Origin of the sequence: Xanthobacter aminoxidans (genome assembly GCF_043193615.1) — a bacterium.
Classification (GTDB): Bacteria; Pseudomonadota; Alphaproteobacteria; order Rhizobiales; family Xanthobacteraceae; genus Xanthobacter; species Xanthobacter aminoxidans.
The window spans coordinates 263919-286064 of record NZ_JBAFUS010000004.1; the positions used below are offsets into that span (position 1 = coordinate 263919).

Annotated in this window: 19 protein-coding genes; 9 read left to right on the plus strand and 10 right to left on the minus strand. The window is 70.4% G+C overall.

The features are described 5' to 3' along the window. Window positions 1-67 precede the first annotated feature (67 nt). Window positions 68-1081 (minus strand): NAD(P)-dependent oxidoreductase, encoded by a 1014-nt coding sequence (locus tag V5F74_RS19940; protein WP_280938457.1) that lies wholly within the window; start codon window positions 1079-1081, stop codon window positions 68-70. Window positions 1082-1099: 18 nt separating this feature from the next. Here V5F74_RS19940 and V5F74_RS19945 point away from each other — a divergent pair, with 18 nt between their 5' ends. Both V5F74_RS19945 and V5F74_RS19950 read left to right on the plus strand, forming a co-directional pair. Next, window positions 1100-2197, plus strand: coding sequence for a LacI family DNA-binding transcriptional regulator (locus tag V5F74_RS19945; RefSeq protein ID WP_051678941.1), 1098 nt, complete (start codon window positions 1100-1102; stop codon window positions 2195-2197). Further along, the gene (locus V5F74_RS19950) at window positions 2194-3000 is read left to right on the plus strand and encodes a TrmH family RNA methyltransferase (protein ID WP_029556597.1); all 807 of its coding nucleotides are present in this window, start codon (window positions 2194-2196) and stop codon (window positions 2998-3000) included. The genes V5F74_RS19945 and V5F74_RS19950 overlap by 4 nt, the downstream gene beginning before the upstream one ends. Window positions 3001-3015: 15 nt before the next feature. On the opposite strand, the gene V5F74_RS19955 is transcribed toward V5F74_RS19950, so the two are convergent. Further along, window positions 3016-4953 (minus strand): sigma-54-dependent Fis family transcriptional regulator, encoded by a 1938-nt coding sequence (locus V5F74_RS19955; protein ID WP_051678942.1) that lies wholly within the window; start codon window positions 4951-4953, stop codon window positions 3016-3018. 274 nt (window positions 4954-5227) lie between these two features. Between V5F74_RS19955 and adh the strand changes: the two genes are divergently transcribed. Further along, window positions 5228-6748 carry an aldehyde dehydrogenase gene (gene adh / locus V5F74_RS19960; RefSeq protein ID WP_029556599.1) on the plus strand — a complete coding sequence of 507 codons (1521 nt, stop codon included), beginning with the start codon at window positions 5228-5230 and terminating at the stop codon, window positions 6746-6748. Between the two features lie 430 nt (window positions 6749-7178). On the opposite strand, the gene V5F74_RS19965 is transcribed toward adh, so the two are convergent. The 8 genes from V5F74_RS19965 to V5F74_RS20000 all read right to left on the minus strand — a co-directional run bounded on the left by V5F74_RS19965 (window position 7179) and on the right by V5F74_RS20000 (window position 15491). Continuing rightward, entirely contained in the window at window positions 7179-7691 is a 513-nt protein-coding gene (locus V5F74_RS19965; RefSeq protein WP_029556600.1) for an NADH-quinone oxidoreductase subunit B family protein, read from the minus strand. A gap of 67 nt (window positions 7692-7758) precedes the next feature. Next, window positions 7759-9261 carry a hydrogenase large subunit gene (locus V5F74_RS19970; protein WP_394009789.1) on the minus strand — a complete coding sequence of 501 codons (1503 nt, stop codon included), beginning with the start codon at window positions 9259-9261 and terminating at the stop codon, window positions 7759-7761. A gap of 9 nt (window positions 9262-9270) precedes the next feature. Continuing rightward, on the minus strand, window positions 9271-10716 hold the full coding sequence (locus V5F74_RS19975; protein WP_394009790.1) for a hydrogenase 4 subunit F: 1446 nt from the start codon (window positions 10714-10716) through the stop codon (window positions 9271-9273). Beyond that, window positions 10713-11438, minus strand: a complete 726-nt coding sequence (locus V5F74_RS19980; RefSeq protein ID WP_394009791.1) for a hydrogenase-4 component E — start codon at window positions 11436-11438, stop codon at window positions 10713-10715. The genes V5F74_RS19975 and V5F74_RS19980 overlap by 4 nt, the downstream gene beginning before the upstream one ends. Beyond that, window positions 11438-12406 carry a respiratory chain complex I subunit 1 family protein gene (locus V5F74_RS19985; RefSeq protein WP_250164902.1) on the minus strand — a complete coding sequence of 323 codons (969 nt, stop codon included), beginning with the start codon at window positions 12404-12406 and terminating at the stop codon, window positions 11438-11440. Before V5F74_RS19985 ends, V5F74_RS19980 begins: the two co-directional genes overlap by 1 nt. Next, window positions 12397-14418: a hydrogenase 4 subunit B gene (hyfB, locus tag V5F74_RS19990; protein ID WP_029556605.1), complete on the minus strand. Its 2022-nt coding sequence runs from the start codon at window positions 14416-14418 to the stop codon at window positions 12397-12399. The genes V5F74_RS19985 and hyfB overlap by 10 nt, the downstream gene beginning before the upstream one ends. 1 nt (window position 14419) lies before the next feature. Continuing rightward, window positions 14420-14689 carry a helix-turn-helix domain-containing protein gene (locus V5F74_RS19995; RefSeq protein ID WP_024276957.1) on the minus strand — a complete coding sequence of 90 codons (270 nt, stop codon included), beginning with the start codon at window positions 14687-14689 and terminating at the stop codon, window positions 14420-14422. A gap of 145 nt (window positions 14690-14834) precedes the next feature. Continuing rightward, window positions 14835-15491, minus strand: a complete 657-nt coding sequence (locus V5F74_RS20000; RefSeq protein WP_394009865.1) for a PadR family transcriptional regulator — start codon at window positions 15489-15491, stop codon at window positions 14835-14837. Between V5F74_RS20000 and V5F74_RS20005 the strand changes: the two genes are divergently transcribed. The 6 genes from V5F74_RS20005 (at window position 15399) to V5F74_RS20030 (ending at window position 22132) form a co-directional block, all read left to right on the plus strand. Further along, window positions 15399-15620, plus strand: coding sequence for a hypothetical protein (locus V5F74_RS20005; protein WP_197023084.1), 222 nt, complete (start codon window positions 15399-15401; stop codon window positions 15618-15620). The genes V5F74_RS20000 and V5F74_RS20005 overlap by 93 nt on opposite strands. Window positions 15621-15709: 89 nt before the next feature. Continuing rightward, complete coding sequence (locus V5F74_RS20010) at window positions 15710-16687, plus strand: tyrosine recombinase XerC (protein ID WP_394009866.1); 978 nt, start codon at window positions 15710-15712, stop codon at window positions 16685-16687. 14 nt (window positions 16688-16701) lie between these two features. Further along, window positions 16702-17136 carry a VOC family protein gene (locus V5F74_RS20015; protein ID WP_250164906.1) on the plus strand — a complete coding sequence of 145 codons (435 nt, stop codon included), beginning with the start codon at window positions 16702-16704 and terminating at the stop codon, window positions 17134-17136. A 144-nt stretch (window positions 17137-17280) separates the two neighbouring features. Continuing rightward, on the plus strand, window positions 17281-19800 hold the full coding sequence (locus V5F74_RS20020) for a sensor histidine kinase (protein ID WP_394009792.1): 2520 nt from the start codon (window positions 17281-17283) through the stop codon (window positions 19798-19800). Further along, on the plus strand, window positions 19797-21368 hold the full coding sequence (gene tsaE, locus V5F74_RS20025; protein WP_038192879.1) for a tRNA (adenosine(37)-N6)-threonylcarbamoyltransferase complex ATPase subunit type 1 TsaE: 1572 nt from the start codon (window positions 19797-19799) through the stop codon (window positions 21366-21368). The genes V5F74_RS20020 and tsaE overlap by 4 nt, the downstream gene beginning before the upstream one ends. 62 nt (window positions 21369-21430) lie before the next feature. Beyond that, a complete protein-coding gene (locus tag V5F74_RS20030; RefSeq protein ID WP_029556611.1) occupies window positions 21431-22132 on the plus strand; it encodes a nucleotidyltransferase family protein in 702 nt (233 codons plus the stop codon). Window positions 22133-22146 lie beyond the last annotated feature (14 nt).

Sequence of the window (22146 nt, forward strand, 5' to 3'; positions counted from 1 at the left end):
GAAGGCTGGCGCGCGGCGGTGTCGGAAGTGTGAATCCGGGCCGGGGCGACGGTAAATTGCGGTAACGCTACTCGGCCGCCGCCTTCAGCTCGAGCACGGTGGGCAGGCCGTTCATCTGCGCCAGCACGTCGGTGATCTGCGGCACGTTCTTGCCGCCGTTGCCGAGGCCCTCGGCCGCCGCATAGAGGTTCTTCACCGTGGCGCTGATGAAGGCGGAAGCGCCGGTGTTGGTGGCGAGGTTGGTGACGTAGCGCATGTCCTTGTGGGCGTTGGTGATGGTGAAGCGGTGGGCGTTCACGTTCGCGTCCAGCACGTAGCCCATGAAGGTCTGGTAGAAGCCGCAATCCATGCGCGAGCCGCGGATGACGCTGTCGAACACCTCCGCCGTGACGCCCACCTTGCCGGCGATGGCCAGCGCCTCGGCATAGATGGCGCCGTAGCCCAGCGACAGGAAGTTGTTGAGCAGCTTCATGGTGTGTCCCGCGCCCGGCGCGCCCACGCGCACGATGCGGCTGGCGAAGGCCGCCACCACCGGCTCGATCACCGCGAACGCCGCGTCGTCCGCCCCCACCATGGCGGAAAGGGCGCCTTCCTCCGCCTGGATGGGCGTGCCGCCCAGCGGCGCGTCGCAGAGAAAGATACCGTCCTGCGCCAGCTTCGCCGCCAGCGCCATGGTCAGCGTCGGCTCGGAGGTGGAGGTGTCGATGATGTGGAGGCCGGCCTTGGCGGTCTTCAGGATGCCGTTCTCGCCGTTGAGCACCTCGTCCACCTGCGGCGCACCGGTGACGCAGAGCACGATCACGTCGCACTGGGCCGCCATCTCGGCGGGGGTCTTCACCTCGGTCGCGCCGCGGGAGACCAGATCTTCCACCGGCGCGCGGTTGCGGTGGCCCATGACGGCGAGGGGAAAGCCCTTGGCGAGGATGTTCTTCGCCATGCCGTGGCCCATGAGGCCGACCCCGATGAAACCAACCCGCGTACCCGCCATGGCATCCTCCCGATTCGTATCGTCGCAGCTGTCGTTGCTGTTGTCGCTAAATCGTTTAGCATGACCGAAAGGACGGCGCGAGACGCGACAGATCCGCTATAGGGATGGCCCATGGACGAGACGAATCCTCCTCCGCCGGGTGCCGCTCACCCCGGTGCATCTCCCGCCGGTGCGCCCATCGGCAAGGTGACGCTGCAGGGCCTCGCCCGGGAGCTGGGCCTGTCCACGGCCACCATCTCTCTGGCCCTGCGCGACAGCCCCATGGTCGCCGAGGCGACGCGCCTCAAGGTGCAGGAGGCGGCGCGGGCGCGCGGCTATGTGGCCAATCGCGGTGCCGCAGCGCTGCGCACGGCACGCACCAACATCGTCGCCCTCGGTCTGCATGACATCGTGAACCCCTCCTTCACCGAGCTTCTGGCGGCGGTGGAGGATGCCCTCTCCGAGGCGGGCAAGACCGTGCTGCTGGGGGTCAGCCAGGAGGATGTGGCGCGCCAGACCCGCACGCTGGGCACGCTGGCGGAATACCGGCCCGACGCCTTTCTCGTTTCGCCGGCCGCGCATTCGCGGGTGGAGGACCTGAAGGCGCTCGCCTCCACCGGCATCGCCGTGGTGCAGGTGACGCGCGAGATCGAGGGCTCCGGCTTCGATTTCGCCGGCTCGGACGACGTGACGGGCGTGGCGCTGGGCGTCGCGCATCTGGTGGAACTGGGCCACCGGCGCATCGGCATGATCGGCGGCTTCGGCGCCATCTCCACCGGCCGCAAGCGCTTCGCCGGTTACAAGGCGGGCCTTGCCGCGGCCGGCATTCCCTTCGATCCGACGCTGGTGATGGAGGGGCCGGGCCTGCGCGCGGAAGGCCGCAAGGCCATGGCGCGCCTCCTCGCGCTGGACGAGCCGCCCACCGCCGCCGTGTGCTTCAACGACCTCTCCGCCTTCGGCGCGCTGATGGAGCTGCAGGCGGCCGGTCTTCTCGCGGGCCGCGATTTCTCCCTTGTCGGCTATGACGACATCGAGGAGGCGCGGGTGTGGTACCCCCCGCTCACCACGGTGCACACCTTCATTCCCGAATACGGCCGCGCCGCCGCAACCTTGGCCCTCAAGCGCATCGCTGATCCCGGTCGTCCCGTGGAGCGGGCGGAGATGACGCCCGAGCTGGTGGTGCGCGCCAGCACCTGCGCCCCCGTGCCGGTGAAGCGCCGGCCCCTATGATCGTTCCGGTGACCGAGGCCGACGATCCCCGCATCGCCGGCTTCCGCGAGGTGCGCGAGCGCGATCTCGTGGGCCGGCAGGGCGGCTTCATGGCCGAGGGCGAGGTGGTGCTGCGCCTGCTCGCCGGCCGGCTGGGCACGCGCGGCGGCCATCGCCTCACCTCCGTGCTGCTGTCGCAGGCGCAGGCGGAGCGGCTGTCCGACCTCATCGCCGCACTGCCGGAAGACCTGCCCGTTTACGTGGCGCCGCAGCCGGTGATGGACGCCATCGTCGGCTTTCACATCCATCGCGGCATCCTCGCGCTGGGCACGGCGCGGCCGCTGCCGGACGTGGGCGCGCTGCTGGATGGGCTGGGGCCACGGGCGCTGGTGGTGGCGGCCCTCGGCCTCACCAATCACGACAATATGGGTGGCATCTTCCGCAATGCGGCGGCCTTCGGCGCCGATGCGGTGATCCTCGATGACGCCTCGTGCGATCCGCTCTACCGCAAGGCCATCCGCGTCTCCGTGGGGGCGAGCCTCGTGGTGCCGTTCGCGCGGGTGCGGGATGCCGGCGTGCTCATCGAGCTGCTTTCCGAGCGGGGGTTCGAGGCCGTGGCGCTGTCCCCGTCCGGGCAGGAAACCCTCTCCCGCCTCGATCGCCCGCCGCGCGTCGCCGCATTGTTCGGCACCGAGGGGCCGGGCCTTCCGGCGGACGTGATGGCGCGGGTGCGCACGGTGGCCATCCCCATGGCGGAGGGCTTCGACAGCCTCAACGTCGCCACCACCTCGGGCATCGTGCTGCATCATCTGGCGGGGGTCTAGGCCCGCCCGCGCCGCTCAATGCCCGCGTGAGGCGAGGTGGCGGTGGAGCGTGGAGCGGTGGATGCCGAGGCGGCGGGCGGCGCGGGAGATGTTGCCGTCGCATTCCTTCAGGGCGGCATCCATGGCGGCGCGGGTGACGCTGCCGAGATCGCCGGGCAGGCCGGACGCCGGATCGGCCGCCTGAGAGGCAGGGAGCATTGATGCGGCGGGGGGTTGCGCGGGACTGCGCAGATCGCTTGCGCGGACGTCGGCGGGCAGCGCCTCCGGCCCCACCGTTTCGCCCGGCTCGGCGAGGGCGAGGAGCACCTTGAGCACGCCGGTGAGCTGGCGGAAATTGCCCGGCCACGTATGGCGCGCCAGCACCTCGCGGCAGTCCGGCGAGAGACGCGGCGCATCCGGGCCGGGGCCGGCCATCTCGCGCCACAGGCGCTCCACCAGCGCTTCCCGGTCCGCGAGGCTGCGCAAAGGCGGCAGCGTGACGGTGTATTGGGCGATGCGGAAATAGAGATCGGCGCGGAAGCTGCCGTGCTCCACTAGCATTTTCAGATCGCGGTGGGAGGCGCAGACGAGGGCGAAATCCACCTTCACCGCCTTGCCGCCGCCCAGCGGGGTCACTTCCCGCTCCTGCAGCACGCGCAACAGGCGGCTCTGGAGGCCGAGGGGCATGTCGCCGATCTCGTCGAGGAACAGCACGCCGCCGTCCGCCTCGCGGAACAGGCCCTTGAAGCCGGCGCGGCGGGCACCGGTGAAGGCGCCGTCCTCATAGCCGAACAGTTCGGATTCGATGAGCCCTTCCGGCAGGGCGGCGCAGTTCACCGCCGCGAAAGTGCCGGCCGCGCGCGGGCCGCGGGCGTGGATCTGGCGGGCGAACACCTCCTTGCCGGAGCCGGTCTCGCCCTGGATGAGCACGGGCACGCCGGCATTCATCAGGCGAATGGCCCGGCCCAGCGCCTGCTCGGTCTCCGCATCGAAGCTGGGGCCGGCGGGGGCTACGGTGGGAGCCGGCGCGGCGACGGGCGCCGGGGCGGCCCGCACCGGGGCCGGCGACTGCCGCTCCAGCCGCAGCATGACGGCGCCGTTGGGCGTGCGGGCGCGGCGGGCGTCGCCGGGGCGGCCGAGACTGCCCTCGAACAGTTCGGAGAAGCGCCGCGCGCCCAGGGCATCCCAGCCGAGGCCCAGCAGTGCGAGGCCGGGGCGGTTGGCGGCCACGAGCCGATGGTCCTCGAACACCAGCACGCCCTCGCGCGCGGTGCCGAGGAAGGAGGGGTCGGCGTGGAAGCGCACCACGTCCCGGCCGGGGAAGGCGCCTTCGAACAGGCGGTGCTCCACCTGCCCCACGGCCAGCTCCACCAGCGCCAGCGCATGCAGGTGCGGCACGGCGGAGGGGCCGGAGAGGTCGAGCAGGCCCACCAGCTCGCCGAACGGATCGTGGATGGGCGCGGCGGCGCAGGTGAGGATGCCGTGCGGCTCGGCATAATGCTCGGCGCCGCGCACCTCGATGCCGCGCCGCTCGATCAGCGCCGTGCCGATGGCGTTGGTGCCGCTGTCCGCCTCGCTCCAGCTCACGCCGGGCCGCAGGGCCACCTGCGCCGCGCGATCGGCGAAATCGGCGCTGCCCACGGTGTCGAGCACGAGGCCGGTGGGATCGGTGAGGATGACGATGCCGCCCGCGGCGCTGGCGCTGAGGTGCAGCGCCTCCAGCTCGGGCCGGCAGCGACGACGCAGCGCCTCGTACCGCTCGCGGCGGACGGAGAGTTCGCCCTGCGTCAGCGGCTCGGCCTTCAGCCGGCCGCCCACGGGCAGGCCGCGCTCGGCGCAGCGGGTCCAGGAGCGGATGATGGGAAGGGCGAGCGCCTGCTCCGCCCCGGGCGCGCCGGAAAAGAACCGGCGGCGGGCGGTGAGCAGCTCGTCCGGTGGCGGCACCGGCGAGAGGGGCGGAAATGGCGCAGGCATTCGTCCCTCGGCTCGTTTCGCTTCCCTAGCGCGACGTTTCCCGCGGCGACTGTCGCATTTTGCGACAGGTGTCGCGACACCTTGTTCTTATGCGCGACAGTCTCGCACGACTATTCGCCGGCCGTAAAGTCGGGGTTCTGCGTAGGTCCTCCTGACGCGGACAAAATCAAGTTTTCGCAGCATCTTCCCGCACTGCAAATAAAGGCGTGCAGCGCACCTTCGAGAACTGGCACGGCCGCTGCAAATCCTCCGGCACCACCAATGGGAGGAAACAATGAACAGCCCAGCCTTTCTGTCGAGCACCCACACCTCGCCCTTCAAGGCCCGCTATGGCAACTTCATCGGCGGCGCCTTCGTCGAGCCGGTGAACGGCCGCTATTTCGAGAATACCTCCCCCATCACCGGCAAGGTGATCTGCGAGGTCGCCCGCTCCGACGAGCATGACATCGAGCGCGCGCTGGACGCCGCCCACGCCGCCAAGAAGGCCTGGGGCCGCACCTCCGCCGCCGACCGCGCCCTGGTGCTCAACAAGATCGCCGACCGCATGGAGGCCAATCTCGAGCTGATCGCCCGCGCCGAGACCTGGGACAACGGCAAGCCGATCCGCGAGACCATGGCCGCCGACATCCCGCTGGCCATCGACCATTTCCGCTATTTCGCCGCCTGCGTGCGGGCGCAGGAAGGCGCGCTCTCCGAGATCGACCACGACACCGTCGCCTATCATTATCACGAGCCCCTCGGCGTGGTCGGACAGATCATCCCGTGGAACTTCCCCATCCTGATGGCGGTGTGGAAGCTGGCGCCCGCGCTGGCGGCCGGCAATTGCGTGGTGCTGAAGCCGGCCGAGCAGACCCCCGCCAGCATTCTTCTGGTGGCCGAACTCATCGGCGACCTGCTGCCGCCGGGCGTGCTCAACATCGTCAACGGCTTCGGCCTCGAGGCCGGCAAGCCGCTCGCCGCGTCCACCCGCATCGCCAAGATCGCCTTCACCGGCGAGACCGGCACCGGCCGCCTCATCATGGGCTATGCCAGCCAGAACCTCATTCCGGTGACGCTGGAGCTGGGCGGCAAGTCGCCCAACATCTTCTTCGAGGACGTGGCGGCCCACGACGACGACTTCCTCGACAAGGCGGTGGAAGGCTTCGTCATGTTCGCCCTCAACCAGGGCGAGGTCTGCACCTGCCCCAGCCGCGCGCTGGTGCAGGAGAGCATGTTCGACAGGTTCATGGAGAAGGCGCTCGCCCGCGTCGCCGCCATCAAGCAGGGCTCGCCCCTCGATCCCGCGACCATGCTCGGCGCGCAGGCGTCGTCCGAGCAGATGCACAAGATCCTGTCCTACATCGACATCGGCAAGGCCGAGGGGGCCCAGGTGCTGGCCGGCGGCGAGCGCAACATGCTCGACGGCGATCTTGCGGACGGCTTCTACGTGAAGCCCACCGTCTTCCTCGGCACCAACAACATGCGCATCTTCCAGGAAGAGATCTTCGGCCCGGTGGTTTCCGTCACCACCTTCAAGGACGAGGAAGAGGCGCTGCACATCGCCAACGACACCCTCTTCGGCCTCGGTGCCGGCGTGTGGACCCGCGACGGCTCGCGCGCCTACCGCGTCGGCCGGGAGATCGAGGCGGGCCGCGTGTGGACCAACTGCTACCACGCCTACCCGGCCCACGCGGCCTTCGGCGGCTACAAGCAGTCCGGCATCGGCCGCGAAACCCACAAGATGATGCTCGACCACTACCAGCAGACCAAGAACCTGCTGGTCAGCTATTCGCCCAAGAAGCTCGGCTTCTTCTGATCGGCGAACCGACTGCCCCCTCCCGGGGCTTCACCGGGGGTGGCCGTGGCCCCGCGCGCGTTTGTTTCACCGTCCCATCGGCGCGCGCGGTGGCCTCAAAAAGCGGCCATCCCCGGCTTTTCCTTTGTGTGCGTGAGTAAAGAAAAATACGGAGGGCCGACAGCCATGCGCTTCGACCGCAGACCCGTTTCCCCCGGGTCTGCGGCGTCGGTGGGTGGGGACGCCCCGGGCCAGCGACGGCGCAGCTGGAGCGCCGATCCGGGGTCCAGGAGAAAACCGCGCAGCGGGCAATGCTTTGCCGGTGGCTGGACAGCGAAGCGCCTTCGGCGGTCCCTTGCGCTGGATCCCGGCTCTCCTTCCACTCCGCTGCGCTCCGTTGCAGTCGGCCGGGATGCGAGGGCGCGCGCGAGACCGCAGGACGATCCGGCTCCTATCTCTTCCCCGCCTTCAGCAGCGCCAGCAGCCCCGTCAGCAGGTCCACCGGCGTCGGCGGGCAGCCGGGGATTTTCAGGTCCACCGGGATGATGGCGGCAGCGCCGTCCGTCACCGCATAGCTGCCCGCGAAGACGCCGCCATTGATGGCGCAGTCGCCGGCCGCCACCACCCATTTGGGGCCGGGCGTCGCGTCATAGGTGCGCTTCAGCGCCTCGGCCATGTTCTTCGCCACGGGACCCGTCACCAGCAGCACGTCCGCATGGCGGGGCGAGGCGACGAAGCGGATGCCGAAGCGGTCGAGATCGTAGAAGGCGTTGCCCAGCGCGTGGATTTCCAGCTCGCATCCGTTGCACGAGCCCGCATCCACCTCGCGGATGGAGAGGCTGCGGCCGAGCCGGGCGCGGGCGGCGGCGTCCAGCTCGCGCGCAAGGGCCTCCACCGCCGCGTCGTCGGGGCCTTTTTCGGTGAGCGGGGCCTTGAGGAGGCCCTGAAGCAGGAGCTTCCGCATCGTTTCACTTCTTGCGTTTACGCGTTTTCTTCAAGCGAACCGGAATCCACTTCGCTTGAAAACGCTTTTAGAGGTCCACCCCCGAATAGGAGCAGTTGAAGGATTTGTTGCAGAGGGGGAAGTCGGCGACGATGTTGCCTTCGATGGCGGTCTCCAGCAGCGGCCACTGGAACCAGGAGGGATCGCGCAGATGCGCCCGGCGCACGCGCCCGTCGCCCTCCAGCGCCACGAAGGCGAAGACATCGCCGCGGAAGCTCTCCACCAGCGCCACCCCCTCGCCGCCGCCGGCCGACACGGGCACGTTGATGTCGCCTTTGGGCAGTGTGTCGAGGAGGCGGATGATGAGGCCGAGGCTCTCCTCCACCTCGCGGATGCGCACCCACACGCGGGCGTTCACGTCCCCATCCGAGCGCACCGGCACCTCGAACGGCAGGCGGTCGTAGGGCGGATAGGGCAGAGCGCGGCGCGCATCGAAGCCGCGGCCCGAGGCGCGGCCGACGAACCCGCCGGCGCCGAACTGGCGCACATAGTCCGGCTTGGTGAAGCCGGTGCTCACCGTGCGGTCCTGCAGCGAGGCGGTCTCGTCATAGAGGCGGACGAGGGCGGGGAAGGCGCGGCGCACCTCGGCCACCATGGCCTTCACGCCCGCAATGGCCTCCGCCGGAATGTCCTGCGCGACGCCGCCGGGCACCACGCGGTCCATCATCAGCCGGTGGCCGAAGGCGCGGGCCGAGGCGCGCAGCACGCGCTCGCGCAGCACGCCGCAATGGGCCAGCATGATGGCGAAGGCGGCATCGTTGCAGATGGCGCCGATGTCGCCGAGATGGTTGGCGAGGCGTTCCAGCTCCGCCATCAGGCCGCGCAAGGCATGGGCGCGCTCCGGCACCGCGACGCCGCGCGCGGCTTCCACGGCGCGGCAGAAGGCAAGCGCATAGGCCACCGTGGCATCGCCCGAATGGCGCCCGGCGATGCGGGCGGCCTCCTCCGGCGCGCGGCCGGCCATGAGGCCTTCCATGCCCTTGTGGACGTAGCCGAGGCGTTCCTCCAGCCGCACCACCGTCTCGCCATAGGCGGAGAAGCGGAAATGGCCGGGCTCGATGATGCCGGCATGGACCGGGCCGACCGGGATCTGGTGCAGTCCCTCGCCCTCCACCGGCAGCACCGGATAGGCCTCGCCCGCGCCCGCATCGGGCGTGGCGGCGCCGAGCGGCGCGCGCACGCCCCAACGGGCATGATCCAGCCACGGGCGCAGATCGGGCGCGCCCACGGGCGTCAGGCCGAAGAGGTCGCGGATGGTCCGCTCCAGCCGGGCGGCGGGGGGATGGTGGCGTGCCACGGATGGGAAAGCGCCGGTGGGGCAGGGGAGGCTCGCGAGAGCGAGGCGGCCGGTGGCCTCCTCCAGCAGCGCCATGTGGACGGCGCCGCTATCCCCGAACAAAGCGGAGAGGGTGAGCCGGCCGGCGGCCAGCTCCGTGCAGAGGCCGGTCCATTCCGCCTCGTTCACGCTCACGCGCGGCCAGGGGCGGCAGATGGTGCCGTTGCGGGCGAAGAGATCGGAGAGGTTGACCATGCCGCCCTCCTAGCCCAGCACCGCGGCCACATGGCGGAACCACGCGACCAGTTCCGGCGGCAGGTAAAGCCCGGCGGCGAAGACGAGGGCGAGGTGCACGCCCATGGGCACGAAACTCGCCTTCACCGGATCGGTGCCCGGGCTCGGCTCGCCGAAGGCGATGGCCGAGAGCTTCACCATCAGCGCGCCGAAGGCGATGAGCAGCCCCAGGACGAGGATCAGCGCCAGCCACGGCCGGGCGCCGAAGGCGCTCGTCACAACCAGGAACTCGCTCATGAACACCCCGGCCGGCGGCAGGCCGGCGATGGCGACGACGCCGGCGACGAGGCTCCAGCCCAGCAGCGGGTGGGAGGTGGTGAGGCCGCGGATCTGCGCCAACTCCTGCGTGCCCTTCACCTGACAGGCATGGCCCACGGCGAAGAAGATGGCGGACTTGGTGAGGCTGTGCATGGTCATGTGCAGCAGCCCGGCGAAATTCGCGAGCGGCCCGCCGAGCCCGAAGGCGAATGCGATGATGCCCATGTGCTCGATGGAGGAATAGGCGAACAGGCGTTTGATGTCGCGCCGCCGGTACAGCATGAAGCCGGCGAGCAGCAGGGAGCCGAGGCCCATGGCCATCATCAGCGGCCCCGGCGCCAGCGTGCCGGGATGGGCGGCGAGCAGCGACTTGAAGCGCAGCACCGCGAACAGCGCGACGTTGAGGAGGAGGCCCGAGAGCACCGCCGAGATGGGGGTGGGGCCTTCGGAATGCGCATCCGGCAGCCAGGCATGGAGGGGGGCGAGGCCCACCTTGGTGCCGTAGCCGAGCAGCAGGAAGACGAAGGCGACGTTGAGCAGCGCCGGATCGAAATTGTGGGCATGCTTCATCAGCACGCTCCAGATCATCCCGTCCGCGCCTTCGCCCACCACCGGCTGCGCCACCATGTAGACGAGGATGGTGCCGAACAAAGCGAGCGCGATGCCCACCGAGCCGAGCATGAAATATTTCCACGCCGCCTCGATGGCCGCCTCGGTGCGGTAGAGGCCGACCATGAGCACGGTGGTGAGCGTTGCCACCTCGATGGCCACCCACATGACGCCGAGATTGTTGGAGAGCAGCGCCAGCGTCATGGCGCCGAGCAGCACCTGATACATGGCGTGGTAGAAGCGCAGGTTGAGCGGCGTCAGCCGCCCCGTCTCCAGCTCATGGGCGATGTAGCCGGCGGAAAACCAGGCGGTGGTGAAGGCGACGAAGGTGTTCAGCACCACGAAGACGATGTTGAGGTCGTCCACGATGAGGAACGGCCCCGCGATCCGCGGCGCGCCGAACAGAAGCAGCGCCAGCGCGAAGGTGAGGCCGCAGGCGGCGACGTTGACGAGCGCGCCCACGCGATAGGACGGCATCAGCGCCAGCAGCACCGCGCTCGCCGCCGGCACGGCCACCAGCAAGGGGGCGGGATCGGAGAACAAGCTCATGCGCGCCCTCCCCGGAAGCGGTCGAGGGCGTCCACGTCCACGGTGTCGAACCGCTCGCGGATGCGGAACAGGAAGATGCCGATGACGATGAGGGCGATGAGCACCGAGAAGGCGACGGAAATCTCCACCACCAGCGGCATCCCCTTGGCACCGGTGGCGGCGAGAATGAGCCCGTTCTCCAGCGACATGAAGCCGATGACCTGGCTGACGGCATTGCGCCGCGTGACCATCATCAGGAGGCCCAGCAGCACCACGGAAAGGGCGAAGGCGAGATCCTCCCGCGCCAGCGCATCGGCGGCGCCGCCCACGGCGGCGGTGGCCTTCAGCATGACGACGAGGGAGAGCGCCACGAGGGCGATGCCGGCCAGCATGGTGGGGCCGATGGAGACCACCGTCTCCACCTGCCGGTGGATGCCGAGGCGCTTCACCATGCGCGCCAGCGCCAGCGGGATCACCACCGCCTTGAAGACCAGGGCGATGGCGGCGGTGACATAAAGGTGCGGCGCATCCTGCGCCAGCGCCTGCCAGCCGACGGAGAGGGAGAGCACCACCGCCTGAAGTGCGAACACTTTCAGGAGGGCATAGAGCCGGTCCTGATAGAGCATCAGGAAGCTGATGAGCACCAGCGCCCCGGCGAACAGGTGGGCCACGTCGAACACGAGGCTCGCCGAGAGGGCGGCGTCCAGCGGCGTTCCGTGCGCGATTTCCAGCGTGCGGTCCATCACAGGATCCTCGACACGAAGAGGAGCAGGGTGCCGAGCAGCCCCAGCATGAGCGCGGCGCCGAGGAAGTCCGGCACGCGGAACACCCGCATCTTGGCAATCGACGTCTCGAACACCGCGAGCAGCACCGCACCCGCCGCGAGCTTTGCGCCATAGCTCGCCATGCCCAGCACCACCGCGCCCGCCCCGGCACCGGCCGGCGCCAGCCCCCACGGCACGAACACGCAGGCGACGAGGGAGATGAAGAGCAGCAGCTTCAGCTGCGCGGCCAGTTCGATGAGCGCGAGGTGGCGGCCGGAATATTCCAGCACCATGGCCTCGTGCACCATGGTCAATTCCAGATGGGTGGCGGGATTGTCCACCGGGATGCGCCCGTTCTCCGCCACCGCGACGATGGCCAATGCAACCAGCGCCAGCGCCAGCGACACGCGCAGGCCGACGCCCGCGACCATCACCGAGGCGATGGTGGAGAGCTGGGTGGAATGGGCGACGAGGGCGAGGGAGAAGACGATCATGATCATCGCCGGCTCGGCCAGCGACGAGATCATCACCTCCCGGCTCGATCCGATGCCGCCGAAGCTGGTGCCCACATCCATCCCCGCCAGCGCGAGGAAGAAGCGGGCCGAGCCGAGCAGCGCGGTGATGACGATGAGGTCTGCCGACCAGGAGAAGATGAGCCCGGTGCCGAAGGTGGGCACCAGCGCCGCCGCCACCCAGGTTGCCGCGAACAGGAGGTAGGGCACGGCGCGGAACAGCCAGGAGGCGTTGTGGGCCAGCACCGCCTCCTTGTTCAGGAGCCGCGCGAGGTCGCGATAGGGCTGGAACACGGAGGCGCCGCGCCGCCGGGTGAGGCGCGCCTTCACCTTCCGCACGAGGCCGGTGAGCAGCGGTGCCAGCGCCAGCACCAGCAGCATCTGGGTGCCCTGCACCAGAAGGTTCGCGATCTGGAGGTTCGCCATCAGGTCCATAGCGCCAGCACCAGCAGCAGGAGGACGAGAGCGCCGAACACCAGCGCCAGATACTGGCGGATGGTGAGATATTGCAGGCGGTTGGCCCGCGTCGCGATGCGTTCCACCAGCCCCGCCAGGGGCAGGAACAGGAAGGCCCAGGCGGGATCGCGGGCGGTGATCTCGATGCGCGCCGGGGCGAGCGAGCCGGGCGGCGGCATCTCCACCCGTTCGCGGGCGGCGAACAGGGTGCGGGCGAACACCCGGCGGATGGGCTGGGCGAAGGAGCCGGCGGAATATTGTGTCACCGGATCGGCATTGGGAAAGCCGCAGTCCCACGGCGGCGCGCGGCGCACCGCGCCGGTGGCGAGCCGGTGGATGATGAAGGCGGTGAGCAGCGCCGAGGAAGCGATGAAGAGGAAGACGAGGAGGCCGTTATAGGACGAGCGACTTTCCGCCACCGGCACGATGGAGAGCCACGCCACTTCGCTCTGCGCCGGCATCTTCACGCCGATGAGCGCCGTCACCGCCGGCTGGAGCGCGTCGATGACGAGGCCGGGGAACAGGCCGGCGGCGACGCAGATGGCGGCGAGCGCGATCATCGCCGCGCGGGAGAAGGCGTCCACCTCATGCGCATTCGCCGCCTGTTCGCTGCGCGGCCGGCCGAGGAAGACGATACCGTAGAGCCGCACGAAGCAGGCCGCCGCCAGCGCCGCCGCCAGCGCCAGCAGGGCGCCCGCCGCCGGGACGGAGAGTTTTAGGCCCCAGGCCGGCAGTTCTGGGCTGAGCAGGATCGCCTGGAACACCAGCCATTCGGAGGCGAAGCCGTTCAGCGGCGGCAAAGCCGAGATGGCCGCCGCGCCGATCAGCATGACCACCGATGTCACGGGCATGCGGTGGATGAGCCCGCCGAGGCGGTCCATCACCCGCGACCCGGTGGCGGTGAGCACCGCGCCGGCGCCGAAGAAGAGGAGGCTCTTCATGGCCGCGTGGTTGAACACGTGGAACAGCGCCGCGGTGAAAGCCAGCGCCGCCGCCCCGCCGAAGCCCGAAGCCTTGAAGGCGAGGGCGAGGCCGAGGCCGACGAAGATGAGGCCGATGTTCTCGATGGTGGAGAAGGCCAGCACGCGCTTGGTATCGCTCTGCAGCAGCGCCTGCAGCACGCCGACGACGCCGGCAATGGCGCCCGCGACGATCACCGGAATGCCCCACCACCAGTCCGGCGGGCCGGCGAGATCGAACACGATGCGGATGAAGCCGTAGACGGCCACCTTCGTCATCACCCCGCTCATGAGCGCGGAGACGTGGCTCGGCGCGGCGGGGTGTGCCAGCGGCAGCCAGACGTGCAGCGGCACGAGGCCGGCCTTGGAGCCGGCGCCGAGCAGCGCGAGCACCAGCACGATTGCCCCGGCCCAGCCGGTGGGCGGCGCGGCGCGCATGGCTTCGAAAGTGAAGCCCCCGCCGCCCGCCGCCAGCAGGCCGAAGGCCAGCATCAGCGCCAGCGTGCCGAACGAGGCCATGAGGATATAGACGAGGCCCGCCTGCACATTGCCGGCCTCCTTGTCGTGGGAGATCACCAGCGCCCAGGAGGCGAGCGACATGAATTCCCACGCCAGCAGGAAGGTGTAGGCGTCCGCCGCCAGCGGCACCAGGTTCATGCCGGCGAGGAAGGCGGGGAAGAAGGGCAGCACCCGCTCGGGCGCATGGTCATGCCGGCCGTAGCCGAGGCCGTAGAGGCTCGCCGCCGCTCCGCCGAGGTTCACCACGACGAGGAAGACGGCGGAGAGCGCATCAAGCCGGAGATTGGCGCCGATCCACGGAATGCCCAGCGGCAGCACCAGCCCGCCCGTGGGCGCCGGGATGGCGGTGAGGGCCGAGACGGCGGCAAGGAGCGTCACTGCCAGCGCGCCGCCATAGACCACGGGGCGTCCGAGAGGTCCGCGCGCGAGCACGGCACCGGCCACCGCCAGCACGAGCAGCGCGGCCACCGCGGAAAGGGCGGCGAGAAGCTGGATTGTGGGAGCGAGAGCCATCTCAGTCCCCCGATGGCCGGGGGGCCGGCGTCTTGAGGCGCACGCCGCGTCCGCCGCTGTCGCTCACCACGCCTTCGCCGATGAGATCGACGCCGGCGGCATCCAGCGCCCCCACCAGCTTCATCAGCGAATCCACGTTGCCGCGGATCACGCCGTCGCTGGCTTCCATGCGCTGGATGGTGGGGAGCGAGAGGCCGCACAGGCCGGCAAGGGCGCGCTGGTCGAGGCCGAGGATGGCGCGGGCGGCACGGAGCTGGGCAGCTGTGATCATGATCGCTGACGGCAGGCGTTTAGCGTGATTTGTGCTGCTTACACCCGGTCTATTAAGCGATCAAGCATTATTAGTGATGTTTAAAACATCATATAGTCGCAGCCGACGGCGGGCGCGTTCGTGCGCCCGCCGCGCGCCGCAGGGCTCACGCCTCGCGGATGTCGTTGGCCACGCGGGCGAGGATCTCGACGATCCGCGTCTCGGCACCCCGGTTCTGCTCCAGCTTCTCGCGGGAAACATCGCGCAGGTTTTCCAGCGCGGCTTCCACCAGGCGGGGCAGCTCGGCGCCGTGGCTCGGGCCGCTCTCGCTCCAGCCCATCCACTTCTTCACGCGACCCATCTTGAGGCCGATCTCGGACAGCCGGCCGATGATGGCGTCGGCGAAGTCGCGGTTCTCGGCGAGGTAGGCCTTGCCCTCCTCGGTGATGGCGTAGCGCTTCTTCGAGCCGTCCGCCTCGGCGGTGACATAGCCCGCCTCTTCCAGGAAGGTGAGGGTGGGATAGACCACGCCCGGGCTCGGCGAATACCAACCGGCGGTCTTCTCCTCGATCAGCTTGATGATCTCGTAGCCGTGGCGCGGCTGCTCGGCGATGAGCGACAGGGCCAGAAGCTTGAGGTCGCCTTGGGCCAGCATGCGGCCGATGCGGAACATGTCGCCGCCCCCGCGCCCACCGCGTCCGCCAGGTCCCCCAGGTCCGCCGCCGCCGCGATGGCCGCCGAACTCGCCTGGACCATGGCCGTGGCCGCCGCGCCCCGCGAACTCATGCTCGCCGAACGCGCGTCCACCAAAGTCGCCGCCCATTTCGCCGCCAAAGCCGCGGCCACGGCGGGCGTCCCGCCAGTCTCGTTTGCATCCGAACATTCGGAAGTCTCCTTAGATATGTCGTTAGATATAGCGACGATGGTTATATCGTTCGATATATCTGGATGACAAGAGGCTCCTCCGAAAAATCCGTTCAGCCTTTCTGAAGGCCCGCGCTTGCAGGATCGGCCCGATCGCCGGAGTCTTCCTCAATGGCCATGTCAGATCAGGATCGCGCCGCCCGCGCCGCCCACGGCCTCGCCAGTGCCGCCGCGCCGGATGTGGCGGTCGCCGTCGAGGGCTGGCTGGCGCGCCTTGCCCACGAGCGGCGGCTCTCGGCCAAGACGCTGGAGGCCTATGCGCGCGATCTTTCGGTGGTGCTCGTCAGGCTCACCGACCATCTCGGCAAGCGCCCGACGCTTCCCGATCTCGCCGCGCTGACACCGGCGGACGTGCGGGCCGTGCTCGCCTCCCGCCGCGCCGAGGGCGTGGCGCCGCGCACGTTGGTGCGCCTGCTCGCCGCCGCACGCTCCTTCGGCCGGCATCTGGAGCGGGAAGGGCAGGGCAAGGTCGGCGCGCTCACGGCGGTGCGCGCGCCCAAGGTGCCGAAGGGCCTGCCCAAGCCCGTCTCCGTCGCCGCCGCCCGCGCGCTGGCTGATCCCGACACCCGTGCCGGCGAGGCACGCGAGGCGTGGGTGCTGGCGCGCGACGCGGCAGTGATCGCCCTGCTCTACGGGGCGGGCCTGCGCATCTCGGAGGCGCTGGGCCTCTCGGCGGGGATGATGTCGCCCGGCACGACGCAGATCACGGTGACGGGGAAGGGCAACAAGACGCGCATGGTGCCGTTGATCGCGCCGGTGCTCGCGGCGGTGGATGCCTATCGCGGTCTCTGTCCTTATCCTCTGGCGCCGGACAAGCCGCTGTTCCGGGGGGCGCGGGGTGGGCCGCTCTCGCCGCGCATCGTGCAATTGGCGGTGGAGCGGATGCGCGGCGCGCTGGGCCTTCCCGACAGCGCGACGCCCCACGCCTTGCGCCATTCCTTCGCCACTCACCTCCTCTCGCGGGGCGGTGATCTCAGGGCGATCCAGGAACTGCTCGGCCACGCCTCGCTCTCCACCACGCAGATCTATACGCAGGTCGATGCCGCCGCCCTCATGAACGCCTGGCGCGCTGCCCATCCGAGGGCGCGGGCGTAAGCAGGAGCTGAAGCATGACGTTCACGCCCGTCCGCCCCGTCATCGAGCATCTCTCCGTCACCACCGTGGACCTTGCCCGCGCGGTGCGCTTCTACGATGCGGTGCTGGCGCCCCTCGGCCTCGTGCGGGTGGCCGACTATGACGAGCCGGAGGGCGCTTCCGCCTGCTGGGGGCCGCCGGGTACCCTGCCGGCACCGGAGGGCGTGCCGGGCGCCGCGCCCTTCTGGGTGCAGTTGCGCGAAGGGCCGGTGACGCCGCCGCCGGGCACCCATATCGCCTTCTGCGCGGCGGACCGGGCGGCGGTGGAGGCTTTCCATGCGGCGGGCCTCGCCACCGGCGGAACGGACTACGGCGCGCCGGGTCTGCGGCCCCAGTACGGCCCCGGCTATTACGCCTCATTCCTCATGGACCCGGACGGCTGGCGCATCGAGGCCGTCGCCTACGTGTAGGGCTGCGCTGGTTTGCCGGCTGTGGGCCGGCGGCGGTCTGCCCTTTCAATGCTGGTAAACGCTCCGTTATCCTTCGCAAGTGATTCGCGGCGCGCCGCAGAGAGGCTGCGGCAGCCGCAGGGCAGGGGAAGGACACCGGGGCGAATGGCGGAGCGCATCCGGAGGAGCGGCGCGCGGCGTCCGGCGCGCGGGCGCAGGCTGGGGCCGGCCCCGGCGAGGGGATGCGCGAATTTCTGCGTCGGCACCCGGACCGCGCTGTTCGGCTCCTTTCTCCTCGCCACCACCGCTCTTGCCGGCACCCCGGCCTCCGCCGACGGCTGGAGCATCGCCATGGGCGCGGCCGAAGCGCTGTGGCCGGTCATCGCTCTGTCCGCCTGCGCCGTCGTCGGCCTCGTGGCCCTGAGGTCCCGCCGGGTGGCCGCCGATCTCGGCGCGCGCATGGACAAGGCCGAGGCCGAGGCCCGCGATGCCGGCGCCGCCGCCGCCCGGGCCCGGGCGGAAGCCCATGCCGCGCGCTCCCTCCTCACCGCCGGCGCGCCCGCTTTTATGACCTGGAGCGGTCGCACCCTGCCGGTGGATGTGCACGGCGCGACGCCGGAAGCTTTCCGCGCCAGCCTCGGCGCCGCCTCCGCAGCCCTCGACCGCGCGCTGGAGCAGTTGCGCCGGGAAGACGGCACCGTTTCTCAGCTGGTGGACACCCCGGCCGGTCCCGCGCGGCTGGAAGGCCATAGCCTCGGCGGCGCGGGCGTGCTGCTCCTGCGTCCGGCCGATGCCGTGGATACCGCCGCAAAAGCCGATGCCGTCGATTTCGCCGAGGCGGAGCGGATGGCCCATGGCCTCGCCGCCGCCCTCGATGCCGCCGCGGCGCCGGCCTGGCTGCGCCGGCCGGATGGCACGCTGGTCTATGTGAATCCCGCCTTCGCCACCGCGGTGGGGGCGCCTTCGGCCGCCGAGGCGCGCGCCGCCGGCCTCGATCTGCTCGACACCCGCATCCGCAGCGCCGCGCTCACCGCAGAGGGGGCAGCCGGCACCTTCCGCCAGCGGGTGAAGGCGGTGGCGAGTGGCCAGCGGCGGCAGATGGACGTGGTGGAGGTGGCCGGCCCCTTCGGCACCGCCGGCATCGCCATCGACGTGACCGGCGAGGATGTGGCGAAGGCCGAGACCGCCCGCACGGTCGCCGCCCACCAGCGCACGCTGGACCAGCTCACCACCGCCGTGGCCATCTTCGGCGCCGACGAGCGCCTCGTGTTCCACAATGCGGCCTACGAGCGCCTGTTCGACCTCGCCCCCGGTCTCCTCGACCAGCGCCCGCCGGAAAACGAAATCCTCGAAGACCTGCGCCGCCGCCGCAAGGTGCCCGAGCAGGCGGATTTCCGCGCGTGGCGGGCGCAATTGCGCGAGGCCTATCGCGCCATCGAGCCGGTGAACGACTGGTGGCACCTGCCCGGCGGGCAGATGCTGCGCGTGGTCATCACGCCCAATGCCGAGGGCGGCATCACCTATCTGTTCGACGATTTGTCCGAACATCTGGCGCTGGAGAGCCGCTACAACAGCCTCATCCGCATCCAGGGCGAGACGCTGGACGGGCTCGCCGAGGCGGTGGCGGTGTTCGGCGCCGACGGGCGGCTCAATCTCTACAATCAGGCCTTCCTCGCGCTCTGGTCCCTCGATGCCCAGGCCATGGGCGACAAGCCCCATGTGGACGCAGTGGCCGCCATGTGCCGTCCGCTCTATGGCGAGACGGCCGCCTTCTCCCGCATCCGCCAGGCGGTGACGGCCATCGGCCCGCGCGAGGTCATGACGCTGCGCATCGAGCGGCCGGACGGCCGCGTGCTCGACGGCGCCACCCAGCCGCTGCCGGACGGCGGCACCATGGTGACGTTCCGCGATGTCACCGACAGCGTGAAGGTGGAGCGGGCGCTGACCGAGCGCGCCGAGGCGCTGGAGGCGGCGGACAAGCTGAAGAACGCCTTCGTCGGCCACGTCTCCTATCACCTGCGCACGCCCCTCAATACCCTGATGGGCTATGCCGACATGCTGCGCGAGGGCCTGGCCGGCCCGCTCAACGACCGCCAGCGCGACTATCTCGACCACATGCGCCAGTCCTCGGACCTGCTGCGCGCCCTCATCGACGACATCCTCGACCTCGCCACCATCGATGCCGGCGCCATGGAGCTGGACCTCACCGAGGTGGACGTGCGCGAGCTGGTGCTCTCGGTCGCCGAGGCGGTGCGCGACAGCGTGGACGAGGCGCGGCTTTCCCTCGCCGTGAACATCGATCCCGCCGCCGGCGTCTTCGTCGCCGATGCGCGGCGGCTGCGGCAGATCCTGTTCAATCTCCTGTCCAACGCCATCGCCGTCTCGCCCGAGGGCGCCACCGTGACGCTCGGCGCCGCGCGGCGCGACGGGGCGCTGGTGTTCACCGTGCGCGACGAGGGGCCGGGCGTGCCGGCGGAGGTGAAGGAGACGCTGTTCGATCGCTTCGAGAGCCGCAGCGCCGGCCCGCGCCATCGCGGGGTGGGCCTCGGCCTTGCCATCGTGCGCTCGTTCGTGAGCCTGCATGGCGGCTCGGTCACGGTGGGGCCGGCGTCCGCGACGCGCGGCACCCTCGCCACCTGCATCTTCCCGCTCGAAGGCGAGCGCCGGCGGGAGGCTGCCGAATGAGCATCGTGCTGGAACGCCTTGAAGGTCAGCCGGTGGCCTGCCGCGTGGTGCTGAAGGACCTCGCCGCCACCAGCCGTCTCGCTTCGCTCATCGCCAGCTGGTTCGGGGGCAAGGACACCATCACCCTCACCGGCGACCTCGGCGCCGGCAAGACGGAGCTGGCCCGCGCGCTCATCCGCGCCTTCGCCGACGATCCCGCCGTGGACGTGCCGAGCCCCACCTTCCCGATCCTCATCACCTACGACTTTCCCCGCGGCCGGGTGGTGCACGCCGACCTCTACCGCATCCAGGAGCCGGACGAGCTGGACGAGCTCGGCTGGGACGAGATGCGCGAGAACGCGCTCCTCATGGTGGAATGGCCCGAGCGCGCCGAGGAGCGCCTGCCGGCCGACCGCCTCGATGTGGCGCTCTATCTTGCCGCCGGCACGCGGGACGCGGCCGATCTCGGCCCGGAGGCGCGCATCGCCATCGTCACCGGCTATGGCAAGTTCGGGGCGCGGCTCGACCGGCTGATGATCGCCCAGTCGCTCATCGAGCAGAGTGGCTTTGCCGAGGCGGCGCACCGCTTCCTGCAGGGCGACGCCTCCGCCCGCTCCTACAGCCGCCTCGTGCTGGGCGATCGCTCCGCCATCGTCATGAACGCGCCGCGCCAGCCGGACGGACCGCCGCTGAAGCGCGGCCTGCCCTACAGCCAGCTCGTGCATCTGGCGGAGGACGTGAAGCCGTTCGTCGCCATGGACCGGGCGCTGCTGGCGCAGGGCCTGTCCGCGCCGCTGATCTATTCGGCGGATCTGGAAGCCGGCATCCTCGTGCTGGAAGACCTCGGCCCGGAATTCGTGGTGGCCGGCACCCCGCCCGCCCCGGTGCCGGAGCGCTATCGCCTCGCGGTGGAAGTGCTCGCCACCCTGCACAGCCGGCCGCTGCCGCGCACTTTGAACATCGCGCCCCGGGTGGAGCGGGCGCTGCCGTCCTACGACGTCGCCGCCATGCTCACCGAAATCGACCTGATGCTGGACTGGTACCTGCCGTCCCGCGGCATCCGGCTCGACGGGGTGGTGCGCGAGGAATTCCGCCTGCTGTGGCGCAGCGCGCTCAACCCGGCCATGGCCGAGCCGCCCACCTGGGTGCTGCGCGACTACCACTCCCCCAACCTCATCTGGCTGCCCCAGCGGGAGGGGCTGCGCCGCATCGGCCTCATCGACTTCCAGGACGCGGTGATGGGGCCGGCGGCCTACGACGTGGTGTCGCTGGCGCAGGATGCGCGCGTGGACGTACCGGAGGAGCTGGAGCTCGAACTCGTGCGCCGCTACGTGGCGATGCGCCGCGAGGCGGACCCCACCTTCGATCCCCGCGGCTTCGCCCGCACCTACGCGCTGATGGGCGCCCAGCGGGCCAGCAAGATCCTCGGCATCTTTACCCGCCTCAACGATCGCGACGGCAAGCCGCATTATCTCCGGCACCTGCCGCGCATCCGGCGCTATCTCGCCCGCTGCCTCGCCCATGAGGAGCTGGGATCGCTGCGCATGTGGTATGAGGCGGTGCTGCCATCGAAGGACCTCTCCGCGTGACCGCTGCCCCCGACACGCTGCTTGACGCGCCCGCCGCCGGATCCGTCCGGGTTGATACCGCCATGGTGCTCGCTGCCGGCCTCGGCACGCGGATGCGCCCCCTCACCGACACCCGCCCCAAGCCGCTGGTGGAGGTGGACGGTCGCGCACTGGTGGACCATGTGCTTGACCGCGTGGCCGCCGCCGGCATTCCCCGCGCCATCGTCAATGTGCACCACCATGCCGATCTGCTGGAGGCGCACCTCAAGGCCCGCGCGGGCGCACCCGACATCCTCGTCTCCGACGAGCGCGGCCTGCTGCTCGAGACCGGCGGCGGCGTGCGCAAGGCGCTGCCGCTGATCGGCGACACGCCCTTCCTCGCCATCAATTCCGACACGATCTGGATCGAGGGCGCGCGGCCGAACCTCGTGCGGCTCATGGAGCAGTTCGATCCCGAGCGGATGGATGCGCTGCTGCTGCTCGCCTCCGCCGCTCATTCCATCGGCTATGACGGCCTGGGCGATTTCCAGATGGACAAGCTCGGCCGGCTGGAGCGCCGGGGCGAGCGCACCATCGCCCCCTTCGTCTATGCCGGCGCCGCCATCCTGAAGCCGGAGCTGTTCGAGGGCACGCCGGAGGGCGCTTTCTCCTTGAACCGCGTGTTCGACCGCGCGGCGGCGGCGGAGCGGCTGTTCGGCTTGCGGCTGGACGGCATCTGGATGCATGTGGGCACGCCCGACGCCATCGCCTTGGCCGAGGAGGCCATCGAGCGGTCGAGCGATTGAGGGTCTTCCTCTGG